Annotated in this window: 21 protein-coding genes; 11 read left to right on the forward strand and 10 right to left on the reverse strand. The window is 61.0% G+C overall.

Annotated features, from left to right (window positions below):
• Window positions 1-61: 61 nt before the first annotated feature.
• From I3J13_RS21660 to I3J13_RS21685, 6 genes are all read right to left on the reverse strand, one after another.
• Window positions 62-2,065: an acetyl-CoA carboxylase biotin carboxylase subunit gene (locus I3J13_RS21660; protein ID WP_196380188.1), complete on the reverse strand. Its 2,004-nt coding sequence runs from the start codon at window positions 2,063-2,065 to the stop codon at window positions 62-64.
• A gap of 4 nt (window positions 2,066-2,069) precedes the next feature.
• On the reverse strand, window positions 2,070-2,468 hold the full coding sequence (locus tag I3J13_RS21665) for a hypothetical protein (protein WP_003520843.1): 399 nt from the start codon (window positions 2,466-2,468) through the stop codon (window positions 2,070-2,072).
• A gap of 35 nt (window positions 2,469-2,503) precedes the next feature.
• Entirely contained in the window at window positions 2,504-3,064 is a 561-nt protein-coding gene (locus tag I3J13_RS21670) for an RNA 2'-phosphotransferase (protein WP_059753676.1), read from the reverse strand.
• 35 nt (window positions 3,065-3,099) lie between these two features.
• Window positions 3,100-3,477, reverse strand: coding sequence for a hypothetical protein (locus I3J13_RS21675; RefSeq protein ID WP_003520841.1), 378 nt, complete (start codon window positions 3,475-3,477; stop codon window positions 3,100-3,102).
• Between the two features lie 103 nt (window positions 3,478-3,580).
• Window positions 3,581-4,477 carry a glutathione-dependent disulfide-bond oxidoreductase gene (gene yghU / locus I3J13_RS21680; RefSeq protein ID WP_196380189.1) on the reverse strand — a complete coding sequence of 299 codons (897 nt, stop codon included), beginning with the start codon at window positions 4,475-4,477 and terminating at the stop codon, window positions 3,581-3,583.
• A gap of 92 nt (window positions 4,478-4,569) precedes the next feature.
• Window positions 4,570-6,102, reverse strand: a complete 1,533-nt coding sequence (locus I3J13_RS21685; protein ID WP_196380190.1) for an acyl-CoA carboxylase subunit beta — start codon at window positions 6,100-6,102, stop codon at window positions 4,570-4,572.
• Window positions 6,103-6,220: 118 nt separating this feature from the next.
• Between I3J13_RS21685 and I3J13_RS21690 the strand changes: the two genes are divergently transcribed.
• Window positions 6,221-7,639, forward strand: coding sequence for a helix-turn-helix domain-containing protein (locus I3J13_RS21690; protein WP_196380191.1), 1,419 nt, complete (start codon window positions 6,221-6,223; stop codon window positions 7,637-7,639).
• 6 nt (window positions 7,640-7,645) lie between these two features.
• Here the strand turns inward: I3J13_RS21690 and I3J13_RS21695 are convergent, their stop codons facing one another.
• Window positions 7,646-8,302, reverse strand: coding sequence for a DNA-3-methyladenine glycosylase family protein (locus I3J13_RS21695; RefSeq protein ID WP_196380192.1), 657 nt, complete (start codon window positions 8,300-8,302; stop codon window positions 7,646-7,648).
• A 38-nt stretch (window positions 8,303-8,340) separates the two neighbouring features.
• Here I3J13_RS21695 and gluQRS point away from each other — a divergent pair, with 38 nt between their 5' ends.
• Window positions 8,341-9,240, forward strand: coding sequence for a tRNA glutamyl-Q(34) synthetase GluQRS (gene gluQRS, locus I3J13_RS21700; protein WP_196380193.1), 900 nt, complete (start codon window positions 8,341-8,343; stop codon window positions 9,238-9,240).
• Here gluQRS and I3J13_RS21705 read toward each other — a convergent pair.
• Entirely contained in the window at window positions 9,208-10,125 is a 918-nt protein-coding gene (locus tag I3J13_RS21705) for a YihY/virulence factor BrkB family protein (protein ID WP_196380194.1), read from the reverse strand. The genes gluQRS and I3J13_RS21705 overlap by 33 nt on opposite strands.
• A gap of 179 nt (window positions 10,126-10,304) precedes the next feature.
• Here I3J13_RS21705 and I3J13_RS21710 point away from each other — a divergent pair, with 179 nt between their 5' ends.
• From I3J13_RS21710 to I3J13_RS21740, 7 genes are all read left to right on the forward strand, one after another.
• Window positions 10,305-11,138 carry an SDR family oxidoreductase gene (locus I3J13_RS21710; RefSeq protein WP_125144909.1) on the forward strand — a complete coding sequence of 278 codons (834 nt, stop codon included), beginning with the start codon at window positions 10,305-10,307 and terminating at the stop codon, window positions 11,136-11,138.
• A 16-nt stretch (window positions 11,139-11,154) separates the two neighbouring features.
• On the forward strand, window positions 11,155-11,352 hold the full coding sequence (locus I3J13_RS21715; RefSeq protein ID WP_003520830.1) for a twin transmembrane helix small protein: 198 nt from the start codon (window positions 11,155-11,157) through the stop codon (window positions 11,350-11,352).
• A gap of 1 nt (window position 11,353) precedes the next feature.
• Window positions 11,354-11,932 carry a cob(I)yrinic acid a,c-diamide adenosyltransferase gene (locus tag I3J13_RS21720; RefSeq protein ID WP_196380195.1) on the forward strand — a complete coding sequence of 193 codons (579 nt, stop codon included), beginning with the start codon at window positions 11,354-11,356 and terminating at the stop codon, window positions 11,930-11,932.
• A gap of 32 nt (window positions 11,933-11,964) precedes the next feature.
• Window positions 11,965-12,738 (forward strand): rhomboid family intramembrane serine protease, encoded by a 774-nt coding sequence (locus I3J13_RS21725; RefSeq protein ID WP_196380196.1) that lies wholly within the window; start codon window positions 11,965-11,967, stop codon window positions 12,736-12,738.
• 184 nt (window positions 12,739-12,922) lie between these two features.
• The gene (locus I3J13_RS21730; RefSeq protein WP_003520827.1) at window positions 12,923-13,669 is read left to right on the forward strand and encodes an electron transfer flavoprotein subunit beta/FixA family protein; all 747 of its coding nucleotides are present in this window, start codon (window positions 12,923-12,925) and stop codon (window positions 13,667-13,669) included.
• A gap of 25 nt (window positions 13,670-13,694) precedes the next feature.
• Window positions 13,695-14,624 carry an electron transfer flavoprotein subunit alpha/FixB family protein gene (locus I3J13_RS21735; protein ID WP_196380197.1) on the forward strand — a complete coding sequence of 310 codons (930 nt, stop codon included), beginning with the start codon at window positions 13,695-13,697 and terminating at the stop codon, window positions 14,622-14,624.
• Window positions 14,625-14,740: 116 nt separating this feature from the next.
• Complete coding sequence (locus I3J13_RS21740) at window positions 14,741-15,622, forward strand: 3-hydroxybutyryl-CoA dehydrogenase (RefSeq protein WP_003523331.1); 882 nt, start codon at window positions 14,741-14,743, stop codon at window positions 15,620-15,622.
• 6 nt (window positions 15,623-15,628) lie between these two features.
• Here the strand turns inward: I3J13_RS21740 and I3J13_RS21745 are convergent, their stop codons facing one another.
• Window positions 15,629-16,876, reverse strand: coding sequence for an MgtC/SapB family protein (locus tag I3J13_RS21745; RefSeq protein ID WP_196380198.1), 1,248 nt, complete (start codon window positions 16,874-16,876; stop codon window positions 15,629-15,631).
• A 102-nt stretch (window positions 16,877-16,978) separates the two neighbouring features.
• Window positions 16,979-17,647 carry a thiol:disulfide interchange protein TlpA gene (tlpA, locus tag I3J13_RS21750; protein WP_196380199.1) on the reverse strand — a complete coding sequence of 223 codons (669 nt, stop codon included), beginning with the start codon at window positions 17,645-17,647 and terminating at the stop codon, window positions 16,979-16,981.
• 24 nt (window positions 17,648-17,671) lie between these two features.
• Here tlpA and argH point away from each other — a divergent pair, with 24 nt between their 5' ends.
• Window positions 17,672-19,072 carry an argininosuccinate lyase gene (gene argH / locus I3J13_RS21755; RefSeq protein WP_196380200.1) on the forward strand — a complete coding sequence of 467 codons (1,401 nt, stop codon included), beginning with the start codon at window positions 17,672-17,674 and terminating at the stop codon, window positions 19,070-19,072.
• Window positions 19,073-19,166: 94 nt separating this feature from the next.
• Complete coding sequence (gene lptM, locus I3J13_RS21760) at window positions 19,167-19,370, forward strand: LPS translocon maturation chaperone LptM (RefSeq protein WP_003497438.1); 204 nt, start codon at window positions 19,167-19,169, stop codon at window positions 19,368-19,370.
• Window positions 19,371-19,373 lie beyond the last annotated feature (3 nt).

Genomic DNA, 19,373 nt, shown 5'->3' on the forward strand with positions numbered 1-19,373 from the left:
GCAGGTCCGACCCCGTAAACCGCTCCGGCCCACATGCGTTCCGGAAAAACGGCAGCGGCCATCACTCGAATTCGAGGATGACTTCATCCACTGCAAGGCTGTCGCCCGGTTTTGCCGCCACTCTGGCGACGCGACCGCGTTTTTCCGCGCGCAGAATGTTTTCCATCTTCATGGCTTCCACCGTCGCCAGCGCCTGCCCGGCCTCCACCTCATCGCCCTCACCCACCGAAATACCGGTGATGACGCCCGGCATGGGGCAGAGCAGCAGCTTCGATGTATCCGGCGGCAGTTTTTCCGGCATCAGCAGCGCCAGTTCCGCCACACGCGGGCTGCGCACATGGGCACGAATATCCATGCCGCGCCAGCGCAGGCGGATCGCAGCACCTGCAAGATCGACCTTGGCGGCGATGACCTCACCTTCGACCGTGAACAGGCCGAGGCTCTGGCCGGGAAGCCAGCCGGTATCGACGGTGAGCGCCGCCCCGTCTTCAAAACGGACCGCCGTGCCATCCGTGCCGGTTTCAACGCTAACCCTGTGGCGGGATGCGCCAAACGACACCACCCAGTCCTGACCGACGATGCGGCGATGATTGCCAATGGTGCCGGAAATTTCGACCGCGCGGCTCTGCAGCCGCTGATGGATGATGGCGGCAATAGCGGAAAGCTGGCGCGCCGTGGCCTCATCCGGTTCCACGCCGGAAAACCCTTCCGGAAATTCTTCCGCGATAAAACCTGTCGTGAGCCTACCGGCGCGGAAACGCTCATGCTGCATGACGGCCGACAGGAAGGGCAGATTGTGGCCGATGCCCTCCACCTCGAAACGATCCAGCGCCTGCCCCATGGCGTCGATGGCGGTTTCACGATCCTTGCCTAGAGCGCACAGCTTGGCGATCATCGGATCGTAATACATCGAAATCTCGCCGCCTTCGAAAACGCCGGTATCGTTGCGGATGACGGTGCCGTTTTCCTGCGCACCCTCCTGCGGCGGGCGATATCGTGTCAGCCGGCCGATGGAGGGCAGGAAGTTGCGATAGGGATCTTCGGCATAAAGCCGGCTTTCGATGGCCCAGCCGTTCAGCTTCACATCCGCCTGTCCGAAGGAGAGCTTTTCACCTGACGCCACACGGATCATCTGTTCGACCAGATCGATACCGGTGACGAGTTCCGTTACCGGATGCTCCACCTGCAGGCGGGTGTTCATTTCCAGAAAGTAGAAATTCCTCTCGCCATCGACGATGAATTCCACCGTGCCGGCCGAATGGTAACCGACCGCTCTCGCCAGCGCCACGGCCTGCTCGCCCATGGCTTTGCGGGTCGCTTCATCCAGAAAGGGCGACGGCGCTTCCTCGATCACCTTCTGGTTACGCCGCTGGATCGAGCATTCGCGTTCACCCAGATAAAGTGTGTTGCCGTGCTTGTCGCCCAGCACCTGAATTTCAATGTGACGCGGCTGGGTGACGAATTTTTCAATGAAAATGCGATCATCGCCAAAGGAGGATTTCGCCTCGTTTTTCGAAGACTGGAAACCCTCGCGCGCCTCAGCATCGTTGAAAGCGATGCGCATGCCTTTGCCGCCGCCGCCGGCCGACGCCTTGATCATGACGGGATAACCGATCTGCGAGGCGATCCTCACGGCCTCATCCGCATCCTCGATCAGCCCCATATGGCCGGGGACGGTGGAAACGCCCGCTTCCGCGGCCAGTTTCTTGGAGGTGATCTTGTCACCCATGGCCTTGATGGCGCCAACAGGTGGGCCGATGAAGACGACGCCCGCCTTTTCCAGCGCCTCGGCAAAGGCAGCATTTTCCGACAGGAAGCCGTAACCGGGATGGACAGCATCCGCCCCGGTCTTCGCGATTGCCTCAAGAATCCTGTCGATGACGATATAGGACTGCGACGAGGGGGCCGGGCCGATATGAACGGCCTCATCCGCTTGTCTCACATGCAGTGCATTGGCATCCGCATCCGAATAGACCGCGACAGTGGCGATGCCCATCTTCTTCGCCGTCTTGATGACCCGGCAGGCGATCTCGCCGCGATTGGCGATGAGGATTTTCTTGATCATGCGGTTATTCTCCCCTCGCATCGTCATCATCGTCGCGGAATTTCTTTTCATAGGGCATCATCAGGATCGCCGAGGCGGTGGCGGCCGCGCCGAACAGGGATGCGATGGGCATGACGACCAGCAGCACGGGCACGACCGGATTTGCGGCGCGGCCGATGCGCGCGCCCAAACCGCCAATGTCGAGAAAGATCAGCGCTGCACCGACGCAGACGCCGATCAGCACGCCGACCGCCGCATTGAGCGCCATGAACCTCAACATCTGCCGGTGATCGAGGCGGGCGGCTTCCGGCGTCATTCTGGGTTTGAGGTTGCGGTTGCCGGGCTTACGGGCACCGCCGCCACGCCGCTGCCTTAGCCAGCGATGCAGCCAATCCATATCGATCTGAAATATGCCGACACCCATTTCGCCTCCCTCCTCCATTACCAAACGTCAGCCCGTCACCCGTCGCTCTCCGCTGAGGAATCCTCGAACGGGGTCAGATAGGCAAATGGCACGGCGTCCGTCAGCCAAACGCCGTTGTCGGCTTGGTAGAAATTGCAGCCATCCGCAAACATCCGGCCGGCATCGACAATCAGGACCACGGGTTTTCCGTGCCGTTGTCCGACGGCAATCGCAGTCTTCCGGTCAGCGGAAAGATGAACCTGCTGCCTTTCCCCCGGACGCAAGCCTTCCCGCAGAATGGAATCGAGAAAGCGGGTCGCCGTACCGTGAAACAATTGCGGCGGCGGCTCGACTGGCGGCTGGCCAAGATCGACCTTAACGGAGTGCCCTTGCGCCGCCCGGATGCGGCGGCCGTCTTCCGACAGCGTGAAGCGCTTCTTGTCGCTTTCTGCGACGACCGAAAAGAGGCCTGCCTCATCGAGCGGCGTGCCGCTCGCATTCGCTTTTGCCAACAGATCTGCGACATCCGCCCAACCCTGAGCATCCAGGGTCAGGCCGATACTTTCAGGCGCATGGCGCAGAACGTAACTCAGAAATTTGCTGGTCGCTGTCGACATCGAATTTCATTCCCCGTTGGCGGATGACAGCACACTCAAATCTCGAAGAAATTCTCGAAGGATTCCGGGAAGTTCTGCCGCGCAACGCGCTCGTCAATCACCAGCATCGCCTGATAGGAAAGCGGATCGAAATTCTTTTCCGCCGGCACGACCTCGCGGCCGAAGAGCAGGTTGAGGCGGGCGGCGTCGAGATTGCCGCGCTCGAAGGGCTCGGCGCCGAAATGGTGCCAGAGCGAGTGCAGGAAGGCGGCATCGATGCGATGCTCCTTGGTGTCGTTGCGCGCCCGGCGGGGTATCATCTTGATAGGCGTTACCCCTTTGGGGTTGGCGCGGCGGATGGTGAACTGGACGCCCGTGCTCGGCATGCCGGAGGGAAATCCCTTGTGTTTGGTCATTTCGGGCAGGTTCGCCATCTTTTGTCCTTCCAGAACATTTCCAGTAAAAGCTGCCTTGCTTTTACGTCCGGAAATGCGCCAATTCAAATAGTTAGAGCGCTTTTGGCGCTCTAATCTTTCCTTATGCCTTGCCGATCTTGTCCTGCGTCTTCGTCTCGAAGTCGGAGGCATCGTGGCGTTCATGCAGTTGTTCGGACGGATCGCCCGAGGTCTTGTTGACGATCACGCCACGCTTGACCGCCGGACGTTCGCCGATTTCGAGCGTCCAGCGCATGACGTGTCTGTAACCGTCCGCCTCAAGGAACGCACCGGCATCGCCATAGGCCTGACCGAGCGCGATCTTGCCATACCATGGCCAGACGGCCATGTCGGCGATCGTATATTCCGAACCCGCCAGGTAGCGGTTCTCGGCCAGATGCCGGTCCAGCACGTCGAGCTGACGTTTGACTTCCATGGCGTAGCGGTCGATGGCGTATTTGATCTTCACCGGCGCATAGGCATAAAAATGGCCGAAACCGCCGCCGAGGAAGGGGGCGGAGCCCATCTGCCAGAACAGCCAGTTCAGCGCCTGCGTGCGGGCATTGCCCTCTTTCGGCAGGAAGGCGCCGAATTTTTCCGCGAGATAAACGAGAATCGAGCCGCTTTCGAAAACGCGCGTCGGCTCAGACGTCGAGTAATCCATCAGCGCCGGGATCTTGGAATTCGGATTGACGCCGACGAAACCGGAGCCGAACTGGTCGCCTTCGCCGATCTTGATCAGCCACGCATCATAGTCTGCGCCCTTGTGGCCGGCGGCCAGCAATTCTTCCAGCATGATGGTGACCTTCTGGCCATTCGGCGTCGCCAGCGAATAAAGCTGCAGCGGGTGCTTGCCGACGGGCAGTTCCTTTTCATGGGTGGGACCGGCAATCGGACGGTTGATATTGGCGAACTGGCCACCATTGCCCTTGTCCCAGGTCCAGACCTTGGGCACCTCATATCCGGCGGGGAAATTATCTGCGGAGGAATTTTCGGCCATGAAAATGTGTCCTTGTGCGTTTCGGGAGGACATCCGGACATCCGGGCGCCTGAACAAACATATAGTAAGGTGGCCGAAGCATTTTTCCAGTCTCAGAGCGGAATAGTGTCGTGTTTCTTCCAGCGGGTTTCCACGCTCTTGTTACGCAGCGACGCGAAGGCGCGGGCGATGCGACGGCGCGAGGAATGCGGCATGATGACCTCGTCGATAAAACCGCGTTCCGCCGCCACAAAGGGGTTGGCGAAACGCTCTTCATATTCCTTCGTGCGTGCGGCGATCTTCTCCGGATCGGCAAGCTCGGAACGATAGAGAATTTCCACCGCCCCCTTCGCGCCCATCACGGCGATTTCCGCCGTCGGCCAGGCATAATTCACATCCGCGCCGATATGTTTTGAGGCCATCACGTCGTAAGCGCCGCCATAGGCCTTGCGGGTGATCAGCGTCACCATCGGCACCGTCGCTTCCGAATAGGCGAAGAGAAGTTTCGCGCCGTGCTTGATGACGCCGCCATATTCCTGCGCGGTTCCCGGCAGGAAACCCGGCACATCCACCAGCGTCAGCAGCGGAATGTTGAAGGCATCGCAAAAGCGCACGAAGCGGGCGGCCTTGCGCGAACTGTCGATATCGAGGCAGCCGGCCAGCACCATCGGCTGGTTGGCGACAACGCCCACCGTCTGGCCTTCGAGACGGATGAAGCCGGTGATGATGTTGCGGGCAAAGGCCTCCTGCAACTCGAAGAAATCGCCCTCATCGGCCAGCGCGTGGATCAGTTCCTTCATGTCATAGGGCTTGTTGGAACTATCAGGGATCAGCGTATCGAGACGTGCTTCCAGCCGGGCCGGATCGTCGTGGAACGGGCGCACCGGCGGTTTTTCGCGGTTGTTCAGCGGTAGGAAATCGAACAGCAGCCGTACATGTTCCAGCGTTTCGATGTCGTTTTCATAAGCGCCATCGGCGACAGAGGATTTTTTCGTATGGGTGGAGGCTCCGCCCAGTTCCTCAGCCGTAACGATTTCGTTGGTTACGGTTTTGACCACATCCGGCCCGGTCACGAACATGTAGGAGGTATCGCGCACCATGAAGATGAAATCGGTCATGGCCGGCGAATAGACGGCACCGCCCGCGCAAGGTCCCATGATGACGGAAATCTGCGGCACGACGCCGGAGGCGACGACATTGCGCTTGAACACATCGGCATAACCGCCGAGCGAGGCCACGCCCTCCTGAATACGCGCGCCGCCGCTGTCGTTGAGGCCGATCACCGGCGCGCCGTTGCGCACCGCCATATCCATGATCTTGCAGATTTTCTGGGCATGGGTTTCCGAGAGCGAACCGCCAAGCACAGTGAAATCCTGCGAAAACACATAGACCTGCCGGCCATTGATGGTGCCCCAGCCGGTAACGACACCGTCACCCGCCACCTTCTGCTCCGCCATGCCGAAATCCACCGCCCGATGGGTGACGTACATGTCGTATTCTTCGAAGGAACCTTCATCCAGGAGCACGTCGATACGCTCGCGCGCCGTCAGCTTGCCCTTGCCATGCTGCGCCTCGATGCGCTTGACGCCGCCGCCGAGCCGCGCCTCAGCGCGCCGCGTTTCCAATTGCTCCAGAATGCCGGGCATGTTTCCTCCATGCGTTGTGCCACGATCAATAGCCCAGAAAACATTCGCCAAGAAGCCTTGATCGTGCGCGTATGCGTGCCATAAATATTTGCAATGTTTAATTTTGCAAAGTTGCAACATGGCGACGGAAAAACTCTTCATCGGCCGCAAGGTTCGCGGCCTTCGCGAAAACGCCCGCGCCACGCAGGCGCAATTCGCCGAACGGCTCGGCATTTCCGCGAGTTACCTGAACCAGATCGAAAACAATCAACGCCCGGTTTCGGCCAGCGTTCTGGTGACGCTGGTGGAAAAATTCCAGCTCGACATGGCGGAACTCGCAACCGGTGAAAGCGACCGGCTGGTTTCCGCCGTGCGCGAAGCGCTGAAAGACCCGCTGTTTCTGAATTACGAGCCGGGGCTTCAGGAGTTGAAGCTGATTGCTCAGAACGCGCCGGGTTTTGCCCATGCGCTGCTGCGCGCCCATCAGGCCTATCGCCAGAACAGCGAGCAGCTGGTGCAGCTGGATGACCGGCTGGGCCGCGGCACCGCGCAGGTGGAAAGAACCCCCTATGAGGAGGTGCGCGATTTCTTCCACTTCGTCGACAATTACGTTGCCGAGATCGATCTTCTGGCCGAGGAGCTGGCGGAAGAGCTGGAGATAGAAGGCGGCGAGACCTATGGCATTCTGGCGGCGCATCTGAAGAGCCGTTACGGCATCCATATCACCCGAACCGAGGCGGCGGGCGGTCTGATCCGGCACTTCGATCCTGCCGGCAAGACGCTCGCCCTCAGCTCCTACATGGCCGCACCGACCCGCTGTTTTCAGCTTGCATTGCAGATCGCCCAGCTTCACGCCGGCCCAACCGTGGACAGGGTGCTGGCCGGCGCCGGTTTCCGCAATGCGGAAGCTGCGGAAATCTGTCGTATCGGGCTGCACAATTATTTCGCCGCAGCCCTCATCCTGCCCTATGGCCGCTTTCACCGGGCGGCGCAGGAACTGCGCCACGATCTCGAGCTTCTCGCCGTTCGTTTCGGCGCGAGCCTTGAGCAGGTGGCCCACCGGCTCAGCACCCTGCAACGGCCGGGCATGAAGGGCGTGCCGATCTTTTTTGCCAAGATCGACCGCGCCGGCAACATCACCAAACGCCACAGCGCCACGCGGCTGCAATTTGCCCGTTTCGGCGCGGCCTGTCCGCTGTGGAATATCCATCAGGCCTTCGAAAGCTCCGACAGGATCGTGCGGCAACTGGCGGAAACGCCTGACGGCGTGCGCTATCTTTCCATCGCCACGCAGATCGAAAAGGCCGGCGCCGGTTTCAACACGGAGAGACCGCGTTATGCCATCGCGCTTGGCTGCGAAATTTCCCATGCGCAGAATTTCGTTTATGCCGATACGCTCGATCTCGGCAATGCGGCCTCCTTCAAACCCATCGGCATTTCCTGTCGGGTCTGCGAGAGGGTGGATTGCGTGCAGCGCGCCGTACCGCCGCTGAAACGCAAACTGCAATTCGACCACCTTTCGCGCGGAGCCCTGCCCTACAGTATCGCCGATTTTTAACCCCGCTCAGGGCAGAGGCACCATGGCGCGCCGCATGATATTGGCATAATAGCCCCAGAAAAGCCGGGCGGCCACGGAGCGCCATGGAGACCAAAGCGCCGCGCGTTCCGCCAGCCATTTCGCTTCCGGCCTCACCTCCAGGGCAAGCGCATGGGCCACCGCCGATCTCAGCGCCACATCGCCGACCGGAAAAATATCCGGGTGCCCGCCGCAGAACATCAGATAGACCTCCGCCGTCCACGGGCCGATACCGCGAAGCGCAACCAGCTCGGAAAGGGCCGCACGCCCCTCCTTGCGCACCACGCCGTCAAGATCGATCTGCCCTTCCGTGACGGCGCGCGCCAGCCCTTCCAGCGTCGTCGCCTTGGCCCGGGAAAGGCCGAAAGTGGCGCGCAATTCCGCCGGTGCGCCGAGATAATTTTCCGCCGTGACCACGCCGCCGGTGCCGGCAAGGATACGCGCCCATATGGCATTGGCGCTGGCGCGCGACACCATCTGCGAAACGACGATATGGGCAAGGCCGGAAAAGCCGGGTTCGTGAATGCGCAGTTCCAGCGGGCCGGCTTTTTCGATGACAAGGCCGAGAGCCGGATCGAGGTGGGCGAGATGCTCCAGCCCTTCGCTTATGTCGTCCATCCCGGTGATGATTTTCATGTCCGTCATTCCATATGCCGCCAGCCGCTGGCGGGGTGCTTTAAAACATGGCAGAAGAAACCATGCCTTCGCCTCTCCGTCAAAAACCGGTTTACCGTTTCGCACCAAGCCCCAATGGCCTGCTGCATCTCGGCCACGCGCTTTCCGCCTTCCTGAACCACGATATGGCGCGAGACAATGGCGGCCGCTTTCTGCTGCGTATCGAGGATATCGACCAGACACGCTGCACCCCGGAGCTGGAACGGGCAATCTATGATGACCTTGGCTGGCTGGGTCTCGACTGGGAGAAACCTGCGCGGCGGCAATCGGAGCATTTCGAAGAGTACCGCGTGGCGCTGGACAGGCTGATCGAGGCAGGACTTGCTTACCCTGCCTTTCTGAGCCGTGGAGAAACCAAGGCAATCGTTCGTACTTTCGAGGCGGAGGGAGGGTTGTGGCCCCGCGATCCCGATGGCGCGCCGCTTTACCCGGCCATCGACCGGGAGAGGCCAAGGGTGGAACGGGATGCGCTGCTCGTCTCCGGCCGGCCGCACGCCTGGCGGCTCGACATGGAAAAGGCGATCCACGCCATCGGCAGCCCCCTGTTCTGGCAGGAGAGCGGCGATGGCGAGACGGGGCAGATCGAGGCCCTGCCCGCGCTTTGGGGCGATGTGGTACTGTCGCGTTCCGACGCGCCGTCGAGTTATCATCTTTCCGTTGTGGTGGATGATGCGCTGCAGGGCATAACCCATGTGGTACGCGGTATGGATCTCTATCACGCCACCGCCATTCACCGGCTGTTGCAACACCTGCTGGACCTGCCGCAACCGGCCTATCGCCATCACCGGCTGATCTTGGGTGCGGACGGGCGCAAGCTCTCGAAAAGCGAAGGCAGCACCGGGCTTTCCGCCCTTCGTTCGGAAGGTGCTGCGCCCTCAGATATCCGCCGGCTTGTCGGGCTCCTCTAGCGCCTGACCGCGGCGCGCACCGTTGCCGCCGATATTGCGGCGGATGATCTGCCGGACCTTGTATTTCATCAGCGCGGCATTCACCTCAGCTCCCAGCATGAAGATGACGCCGACCATATAAAGAAACACCAGTACCACCATCACCGAAGCGAGACCGGCATAGGTGGCGGCATAATTGGCGAAGGTGGAGAGATAATAAGCGAAGATGGCCGCACCGATGACCCAGAAGATCATCGTCAGGAGAATGCCCGGCCAGACATCCCAGATGCGGCGCTTGCCGGCCGGAAGCCACAGATGCGCCGCCACCAGTCCCGCCGTCAGCACGACGATGGTGCCATAAAGACCGAGGCTGGAGATGGTGTTCAGCACATCCGTCAGCCACGGAAACCGCTGCTCGGCAAAAGATGTGGCGACCGGCACGGCAACCAGCACGATGCTGATGCCGGCAAAGACCACGACGGCGATCAGCACATAAAGCAGGCTGAGCAGGCGGGTGACATACCACCAGCGCGTTTCGGTGACACGATAGGCGCGGTTCAATGAAATGCGCAGCGCCTCGACACCATTGGACGCAAAATAGGCGGCCGCCAGCACCGAAATCGTCAGCAGCCCGCCGCGCGGAATGGTCAGCACCTGCTGCACCTGCGCCGCCAGCGGCCCGGCAATCGCCTCCGGCCAGGTGTCGAAAATAAGATGCACCGCCGTTTCGGAAAACTGATCCGCCCCCAGAAAGCCGGCGAGGGCCGTGCCGAAGATCAGGAATGGAAACAGGGCCAGCAGGATCGACAGCGCCATATGGCTCGCCATCGCCCAGCCGTCATCCTCGGCGAAATGGGAATAGGCATCGAAGGCAACCTTGCCTGCCAGGCGCACTGCGGCAACCATGTCACCTCCATTCATCGGCATTTCATTTGTAACTTCGAGCCGAATATGGGAAATCAGCTTCGCTTTGTACAGCGCGCAAGCTGGCCTTTCGGTTCCAGAAGGGCACGGATTTCGCGCGATAGGATTTTAACGGGCCGGGCAATCGGGCCAGAGCAACAGTCGGTTTCCCGGAGCGGCAAATGTCTGAAAAACCCGTCATCATCATCACCGGATGCTCCTCGGGCATCGGCGCCCATTGCGCCGGCGCGCTCCACCGGGACGGCTGGCGGGTTTTCGCCACCGTGCGGCGCATCGCCGACATGGCGGCGCTTGAGAACCAGGGCATCGAGACCCTGATCATGGACTATACCAAGCCGGAAACCATCGCCGCGCTGGTGGACACCGTCGCAGCCCGGACCGGCGGCCGCATCGATGCGCTTTTCAACAACGGCGCCTATGGCCAGCCGGGCGCGGTGGAGGATTTGCCCGTCGAAGCGCTGCGGGCACAGTTCGAAACCAATGTCTTCGGCTGGCACGATCTGACGCGGCGGGTCATTCCCTTCATGCGCGCCCGGGGTGCGGGGCGCATCGTGCATTGCTCCTCCATCCTCGGCCTTGTGCCTTATCGTTATCGCGGCGCTTACACCGCATCGAAATTCGCCCTCGAGGGGCTGGGCGTCACGCTGCGCATGGAGCTTCAGGGCAGCGGCATCCATGTCAGCCTGATCGAACCGGGGCCGATCACCTCCAAATTCACCGCGACGGCGCTTGCCCATATCAACGAGCACATCGATCTCGAAAATTCCGCCCATGCGGCGGAATATAAACGCCAGTTGGCGCGTATGGATGGTTCCGGCCCCGTCAACCGCCACAAGCTCGGCCCGGACGCCGTTTATGCCGTGTTGAAACATGCCCTGACTGCCAAAAGGCCGAAACCGCATTATCCCGTTACCGTGCCGGCCAAACAGGGGCTTGTGCTGAAACGGCTCTTGCCTGCCGGACTTTTCTATCGTCTGCTGCGCAGATTCGATTGAGGAGGAGTAATACCGCATGTCCGGCTTCACCACCGTTCTGGCCCTTATCGTCATGGGCCTCGTCGTCATCGTGCTGATACGCGGCCTCTTCAACATGCTGAAGGGACAGGACGCCAACCGCTCCAACAAGCTGATGCAGCTTCGCCTGCTTTTGCAGGCTGTGGCGATTGTGCTGATCATGTTCACCCTCTGGCTCACCGGCGGTGGCCGCTGACATGGTGAAGCTGAACAAGATCTATACCCGTACCGGCGACAAGGGCACCACGGCGCTGGTTTCCGGCCCGCGCCGCCTGAAGCACGATCTTCGCGTCGAGGCCTATGGCACGGTGGACGAGACCAATTCGGCCATCGGCGTCGCGCGGCTTCATACGGGTGGGATGGAAAAGCTGGATGCCATGCTTTTCCGCATCCAGAACGATCTTTTCGATCTCGGCGCCGATCTCGCCACGCCGGACAGCGGCGAACCGCTTTCCTATGAGCCGCTACGCATCGTCGAAAGCCAGGTCACACGGCTGGAAAACGAAATCGACGATCTCAATGCCGCCCTTGAACCGCTGACCTCTTTCGTGCTGCCGGGCGGCCGTGCGGCGGCGGCCAGCCTGCATATGGCGCGCACCGTCTGCCGGCGCGCGGAAAGACTGATGGTGGAACTCTCCGTCACTGAGAATGAGATCGTCAGCCCGGCGGCGCTGAAATATGCCAATCGCCTGTCCGACTTCCTGTTCGTCGCCGCCCGCTTCGCCAATGATGCGGGCAAGGCCGATATATTGTGGGTTCCCGGCAAGAACCGCTAAAGCGTTTCAATGACGCAACCAAAGGGCGTTCGATGTTCATACCGCTGCACGATGCGAATTCCCTCAAACATATCCGGCTGCAATATGTCACCATCGGCCTGATCGTGGTCAATGTGCTGGTCTGGCTGTTTACCGGGGTGCTGGCCAGCGACACCCAGGCCAATGCCGCTGCCCTCGGCCTCGGTTTCATTCCGGCAGTGGTGTTCGACTACGCCTATCTGGAACCCGCCCTGCAGATCGTGCCCGATGACCTGACCGTTGTCACCTATGCCTTCCTGCATCTCGATTTCTGGCATCTGGCCGGCAACATGCTGTTTCTCTGGGTCTTCGGCGACAATGTCGAGGACGCGCTCGGCCATTTCCGTTTCCTGATCTTCTACATCGCCTGCGCCATCGCCGGCGCGCTGTTTCACGGTTTCGTCGCCCCCACCTCGGAGGGGCCGCTGATCGGCGCTTCGGGTGCGGTTTCCGGCGTCGTCGCGGCCTATTTCCTGCTGCATCCCAGGGTGCGCGTCTGGGTGCTGGTTCTCATGCGCATTCCGCTTCCTTTGCCCGCCTTCATTCCGCTGGCGCTGTGGATCGGCCAGCAGTTCCTGATGCTGGCGCTCGGGCTCGAGGAAAACGTTTCCTGGGGCGCGCATGTGGGCGGCATCATGGCGGGCGCAATCATGGTGATCTTCATGCGCAGGCGGGGCGTTCCCCTGTTTGACCGCACCATTGTTCCGCCGAGGGCGGCACAGTTCAAGAATCCGTCGCAAACGGCGGGGTTGTCGCAAATCGAACGGGGCTATGACGGGAGCAGATGAGCTCTTGCGAAAGAGATAGAGTATTTACGTGAACGTCAACGTAAGATATGCCTTACGTGCATGTGATAATGAAGATTGCTCCGTTGTAATTGCGGGAAAAATGCTTATCCATGTCGCCAACCTGTTTTTGGAGGTCCGCGCGGTCAACTGGCCAAAGCGGACAGGAGTTTGAGGAAAGCCGCCGATGAAGATCCTTGTCCCCGTCAAACGAGTCGTCGATTACAACGTTAAGATCCGCGTAAAATCGGATGGTTCGGGCGTCGAGCTTGCGAATGTGAAGATGTCGATGAACCCGTTCGACGAAATCTCGGTGGAAGAGGCGCTGCGCCTGAAGGAAGCCGGCAAGGCCGAAGAGGTTGTGGTCGTCTCCATCGGCCCGGCCAAGGCGGAAGAGACGCTGCGCACCGCGCTCGCCATGGGCGCCGACCGCGCCATTCTGATCGAGACCGACGAAACGGTCGAGCCGCTGGCCGTCGCCAAGCTTCTGAAGGGCGTTGCCGAGGCTGAGCAGCCCGGCCTCGTGATCGTCGGCAAGCAGGCAATCGATGACGATTCGAACCAGACGGGCCAGATGCTGGCCGCCCTTCTCGGCTGGGGCCAGGGCACCTTCGCCTCCAAGGTCGTACCGTCCGACGGCAAGGTCGCAGTCACCCGTGAAGTCGATGGCGGTCTGCAGACGGTTGAGCTGAAGCTTCCCGCCGTCGTCACCACCGATCTTCGTCTCAATGAGCCGCGTTATGCTTCGCTGCCGAACATCATGAAGGCGAAGAAGAAGCCGCTCGACAAGAAGGCGCCGGCCGATTTCGGCGTCGATGTTTCGCCGCGCCTGAAGGTGCTGAAGACCGAAGAACCGGCAGGCCGCAAGGCCGGTATCAAGGTCGGCTCGGTTGCCGAGCTGGTCGAAAAGCTCAAAGCCGACGGCGTCCTCTAAGGTTTCGGAAAAGGGAGATATTCTCATGGCCATTCTTCTTCTGGCAGAACACGACAACGCAACCCTTTCCGACCTGACGGGCAAGACGCTGACGGCGGCAACGCAAATCGGCGGCGACGTCCATGTACTGGTCGCCGGCACCAATGCAAAGGGCGCGGCTGACGCAGCAGCGAAACTCTCCGGCGTATCCAAGGTGCTGCTCGCCGACGACGCGTCCTATGCCAATGCGCTGGCAGAACCGCTGGCGGCGCTGATCGTTTCGCTTGCGCCTTCCTATGACGTCATCATTGCGCCGGCGACCGCCTCGGCCAAGAACGTGACGCCGCGCGTTGCGGCGCTTCTCGATGTGGCGCAGGTCTCGGAAATCATCGAGGTCGTCAGCCCTGACACCTTCAAGCGGCCGATCTATGCCGGCAACGCCATCCAGACGGTGCAGGCGACCGATGCGAAGAAGGTCATCACCGTGCGTCCGACCGCCTTTGCGGCGGCGGCTGAAGGCGGCTCGGCAGCGGTTGAAACCATTGGCGCTGCTGCAAACCCTGGCCTTTCCAGCTTCGTTTCCGATGCGCTGGCGTCGTCCGACCGTCCGGAGCTGACGTCGGCCAAGATCATCATCTCGGGTGGCCGCGCGCTCGGTTCGTCGGAGAAGTTCAAGGAAGTCATCCTTCCCGTCGCAGACAAGCTCGGTGCCGCCGTTGGCGCCAGCCGTGCGGCTGTCGATGCCGGTTATGCACCGAACGACTGGCAGGTGGGCCAGACCGGCAAGGTGGTTGCGCCGCAGCTTTACATTGCCGCCGGCATCTCGGGCGCCATCCAGCATCTGGCCGGCATGAAGGATTCGAAGGTCATCGTCGCCATCAACAAGGACGAGGAAGCGCCGATCTTCCAGGTGGCCGACTACGGCCTCGTCGCAGACCTGTTCGAGGCGCTGCCCGAACTCGAAAAATCGCTGTAATTTAAGCATAAATTGGAGGCGGCGCGTTTTTTAAACGCGCCGCCTTCTCTTTTTCGGCGATATGCGTAACATCGCCGGCAATAACGCAGACAAAATCCCTGAGAGGAGACCAGCCTATGACCGCCCCCTTTAAGAACATCGGTGTCATTGGAGCCGGTCAAATGGGATGCGGCATTGCGCATGTCTCCGCCATCGCCGGCTACAAGGTCCATATCTACGATCTTTCCAAGGAAGGCATCGAGGCCGGTCTTGCCACGATCAACGGCAATCTCGCCCGCCAGGTCACCAATGGCAAGCTTTCGGACGACGCCCGCAAGCAGGCGCTGGCGCTGATCAGCGGTTCGACCGACATCAACGATCTGGCGGCCATGGACCTCGTCATCGAGGCCGCGACGGAAAACGAGGAGATCAAGCGCAAGATTTATGCGCAGGTCTGCCCGATCCTGAAGCCCGAGGCGCTGCTCGCCACCAATACGTCGTCGCTCTCCATCACCCGGCTCGCCTCCGCCACCGACCGTCCCGAACAGTTCATGGGCATCCACTTCATGAATCCGGTTCCGGTGATGAAACTGGTGGAACTGGTGCGCGGCATCGCCACCAATGAAAAGACCTTCGACGCGGCGAAGGACTACGTGCGGACGCTGGAAAAGGCGATCACCGTTGCCGAGGATTTCCCGGCCTTCATCGTCAACCGCATCCTGCTGCCGATGATCAACGAGGCGATCTATACGCTTTATGAAGGCGTCGGCTCGGTGGAAGCCATCGACACCGCCATGCGGCTCGGCGCCAACCACCCGATGGGTCCGCTGCAGCTTGCCGATTTCATCGGTCTCGACACCTGTTTGTCAATCATGCAGGTGCTGCATGACGGCCTCTCCGACAGCAAATACCGCCCCTGCCCGCTGCTGGTCAAATATGTCGAGGCCGGCTGGCTCGGCCGCAAATCCGGCCGCGGATTCTACGATTATCGCGGTGAGACGCCGGTTCCGACCCGCTAAATCCTGTCAGGCGAGTAGCAGGTAAGTGGCCGTTCCGGCGCAGGCCGCCAGAATGGATGCAATCGCGACCAATCCTCCATAGACCAGCGTTCCGGAAACGACAGCGACGAAGATGCGCCCGACCGCATTGGCGGCGAGGGCGGCAAGGATCGCTCCTGCGACGATTTCCGGCGACAGGCCTTGCCCATTGGTTCGCAGCGCGCTGAGGACCGCGACATCGGCATCGAATATGGCCGACAGCGCCGTCAGGGCGACGAAACCGCCATTGCCGATCCAGGAGAGCAGAGCCGCATTCAGCGTCCTCGTCAGGGCAAACAGCCCGGCGAAGATGGCAAGGGAAACCAGTTCGAACGGGTTTTTCGTCTTGACCTCCTGACCGTACCGCATGCCCTGCAACCTGATGAGGCCGCCGCCGCATGCCGCCAGAATGAGCGCCGCCGTCAGCGTCGCGGGTGCGACGAGAGGAAATATGGCAGGCGCAAGGAGAAGGACGATAACAAGAACCCTGAGCAGTGATACAGTTGCGGCCAGAGCCGCGACGCCGGCAAGGGGCCACGCATTTTCACCACTTTTCGCCTTCTGCCCGAAGCTCGCGGTCACGGCCGTCGAGGAGACGACCGCACCCGCCAAGCCCGTTACTAGCAGGCCACGGGTCGAACCAAGAAGCCGCACCGCAATATAACCGCAGTAGGAAATCGTGGCGCTCAGCACGGTGAACAGCCAGATTTCCCACGGGTTGAAACCGCCCCAGGGATCGATGGTCCGATCCGGAATGATCGACAGGCCGACGGCAGTCATGACGGCAAGCACCAGCGCGGAGCGCAGCTCGATCCATGTCAGCCGTTCCAGCAAACGATGGAGAACCTCCCTGCCGGCAAGGAGTGCGGCAAGCGCTGCGCCGCCGGCCGCCGCCACCTGATATTGCTCGGTGACCGCAAGCCCGCCCAGGGCAAAGACGCAGAACGCCGCGACCACGCCGGTAACGCTGAAATCGTCGTCATGCCGCGCCTCGCGCAATTTGAACCAGGAAAAACTAAGCGCGAATCCGAAAAAACCCGCCGCAAAGACAAAGGCGCTGTTCTGCTCTTTGGCCAGCGCCCCAAAGACACCTCCAAGCAATCCCGAAATTCCGTAAGTCCTGATCCCGGCGGTGCGGCTGCCGGCCGGCGCATCGCGTTCCCGCCAGCCCCGCTCAAGGCCGACGAGCAGACCGATGGCAAGGGCAAGGCCAAGCCGTGGGATAAGCGACTCCATAGCGGGACCCATTTGTGAAGGAAGCCAGGGTCATTATACAAAATGGATGCGGCATTGTCGCCGATCGCTTCACCGGCTTATGAATGGCAGATCGCCCTTCCGCTATTGTCCCTTCACCGCCGAAACCAGCGCTTTGGCGTCCTCGCTGTCCCAGGCGGCCGGGCCGTTCATGGCGGCGAGCAGGCAGCCGTTTTCATCCATCAGCAGCGTTGCCGGCAGGCCGAAGGCGAGGCCTTCCTTTTTGAGGACGTTGAAGACACCCATGGAACTGTCGCGGTAAGACTTCAGCGCGTCGATCTTATAGTCATCCATGAAGGCTTTCGGTTTTTCATCCGCGCCGACATCGATATTGATGGCCACGACCTCGAAACCATCGTCACCCTTTTCCTTTTCCAGCGCGTTCAGCGCCGGCATCTCTTCCCGGCAGGGCACGCACCAGGTGGCCCAGAGGTTGAGAAGAACCGCCTTGCCCTTGAGGTCGGCCAGCGTCATCTCCTGCGCCTGCGGCCCCTTGAAGGAGAGTGGGATGATGCGGGGCTTGTCCGCCGCCGACATGGCCGCCACCTGCCCCTTCAGAAACGGCTTCAGCGAGGCGATGCGGTTTGCCGCACCTTCACATAAACCGGCGTCAGTCACCGCTGCCCCTTGAACCGGGCTCTCAGACCCAATATGCCTGAACCAGACCGCGCCCGCGCCGCTTAAAACACCGGCAACGGCAGCAATTGCAACCAATCTGGCGGAAGGAAGCCTGAACGGCCTTTTTTCTGTCATCGAATACTCCAGGGCACTGAAAACATGGCTGACGGCACAGATCAGAAATCCTCCAACCAGATGTGGGGCGGACGTTTCGCTTCCGGGCCATCAGCCATCATGGAAGAGATAAATGCCTCCATCGGCTTCGACAAGAAGCTTTACGCCCAGGACATCCGCGGCTCTATGGCGCACGCCACCATGCTGGCGGAAAAAGGCATTATTTCGCAGGAAGATAAAGAGAAGATCGTTCACGGCCTGAACACGATCCTGTCAGAGATCGAATCCGGCAGCTTCGAATTCTCGCGCAAGCTCGAAGACATCCACATGAACATCGAGGCCCGCCTTGCAACGCTGATCGGCCCCGCCGCCGGCCGCCTGCACACCGCCCGCTCGCGCAACGACCAGGTGGCGCTCGATTTCCGCCTGTGGGTCAAGGAAGAATTGCAAAAGACTGAGGGCATGTTGACCGCCCTCATCGCCGCCTTCCTAGATCGCGCCGAGGAAAATGCCGATACGGTTATGCCTGGCTTCACCCATTTGCAGACAGCGCAGCCGGTGACCTTCGGCCATCATTGCATGGCCTATGTGGAAATGTTCGGCCGTGACCGCGCCCGCGTGCGCCACGCCATCGAGCACATGGACGAAAGCCCGATCGGCGCGGCCGCCCTTGCCGGCACTGGCTATCCCATCGACCGCCACATGACGGCGAAGGCACTCGGTTTCCGCGAGCCGACCCGCAATTCCATCGACACCGTCTCCGACCGCGATTTCGCGCTGGAATTCCTGTCTATCGCTTCCATCTGCGCCACGCATCTGTCGCGCCTCGCCGAAGAAATCGTCATCTGGTCGACGCCGCAATTCGGCTTCATCCGCCTGTCGGATGCCTTCTCCACCGGCTCCTCGATCATGCCGCAGAAGAAGAACCCGGACGCCGCCGAACTGGTGCGCGCCAAGACCGGCCGCATCAACGGCTCGCTGATCGCCCTTTTGACAGTGATGAAGGGCCTGCCGCTCGCCTATTCCAAGGACATGCAGGAAGACAAGGAACAGGTTTTCGATGCTGCCGAGAGCCTGGAACTGGCGATTGCCGCCATGACCGGCATGATCCGCGACCTTGAAGTGCGCAAGGACCGTATGCGCGCCGCCGCCGGTTCGGGCTATTCCACCGCCACCGACCTTGCCGACTGGCTGGTGCGCGAAGCGGGCCTGCCCTTCCGCGATGCCCACCATGTGACCGGCAATGCCGTGGCGCTGGCGGAAAAGAAGGGCTGCGATCTCGCCGATCTTTCGCTTGAGGAATTGCAGGCCATCCATCCCGGCATCACCAAGGGCGTTTTCGACGTTCTGTCCGTCGAGGCATCGGTTGCCAGCCGCACCAGTTTCGGCGGCACGGCCCCTTCGGAAGTGAAGAAGCAGATCGCCTGGTGGCGCGGACGCAACTGATAAAATCGCGTTACGCTGCGATCACAAGAAACAGGGTGCACAAGCGCCCTGTTTTTCGTTATCAGAGAGGCACATATTTCCTTTGGACAGGCCCATGCTTTCAAAAACCGCGCGCAAACTTATCGTTCCCATCGGCATGACGCTCGCCGTCAGCCTTGTTCTCAGCGCCTGCGGGCGTAAGGGTGACATCGACCCGCCGAGCACGCCGGTCGAAATGCGCAACAAGCGCAATGCCGACGGAACGGAGACAAAGCCGGCGACGGCGGAACGGCCGTTCATCCTCGACAAGCTTCTCTGACGG

The sequence above is a fragment of the Agrobacterium leguminum genome (assembly GCF_015704895.1).
GTDB classification, from domain to species: Bacteria; Pseudomonadota; Alphaproteobacteria; order Rhizobiales; family Rhizobiaceae; genus Agrobacterium; species Agrobacterium leguminum.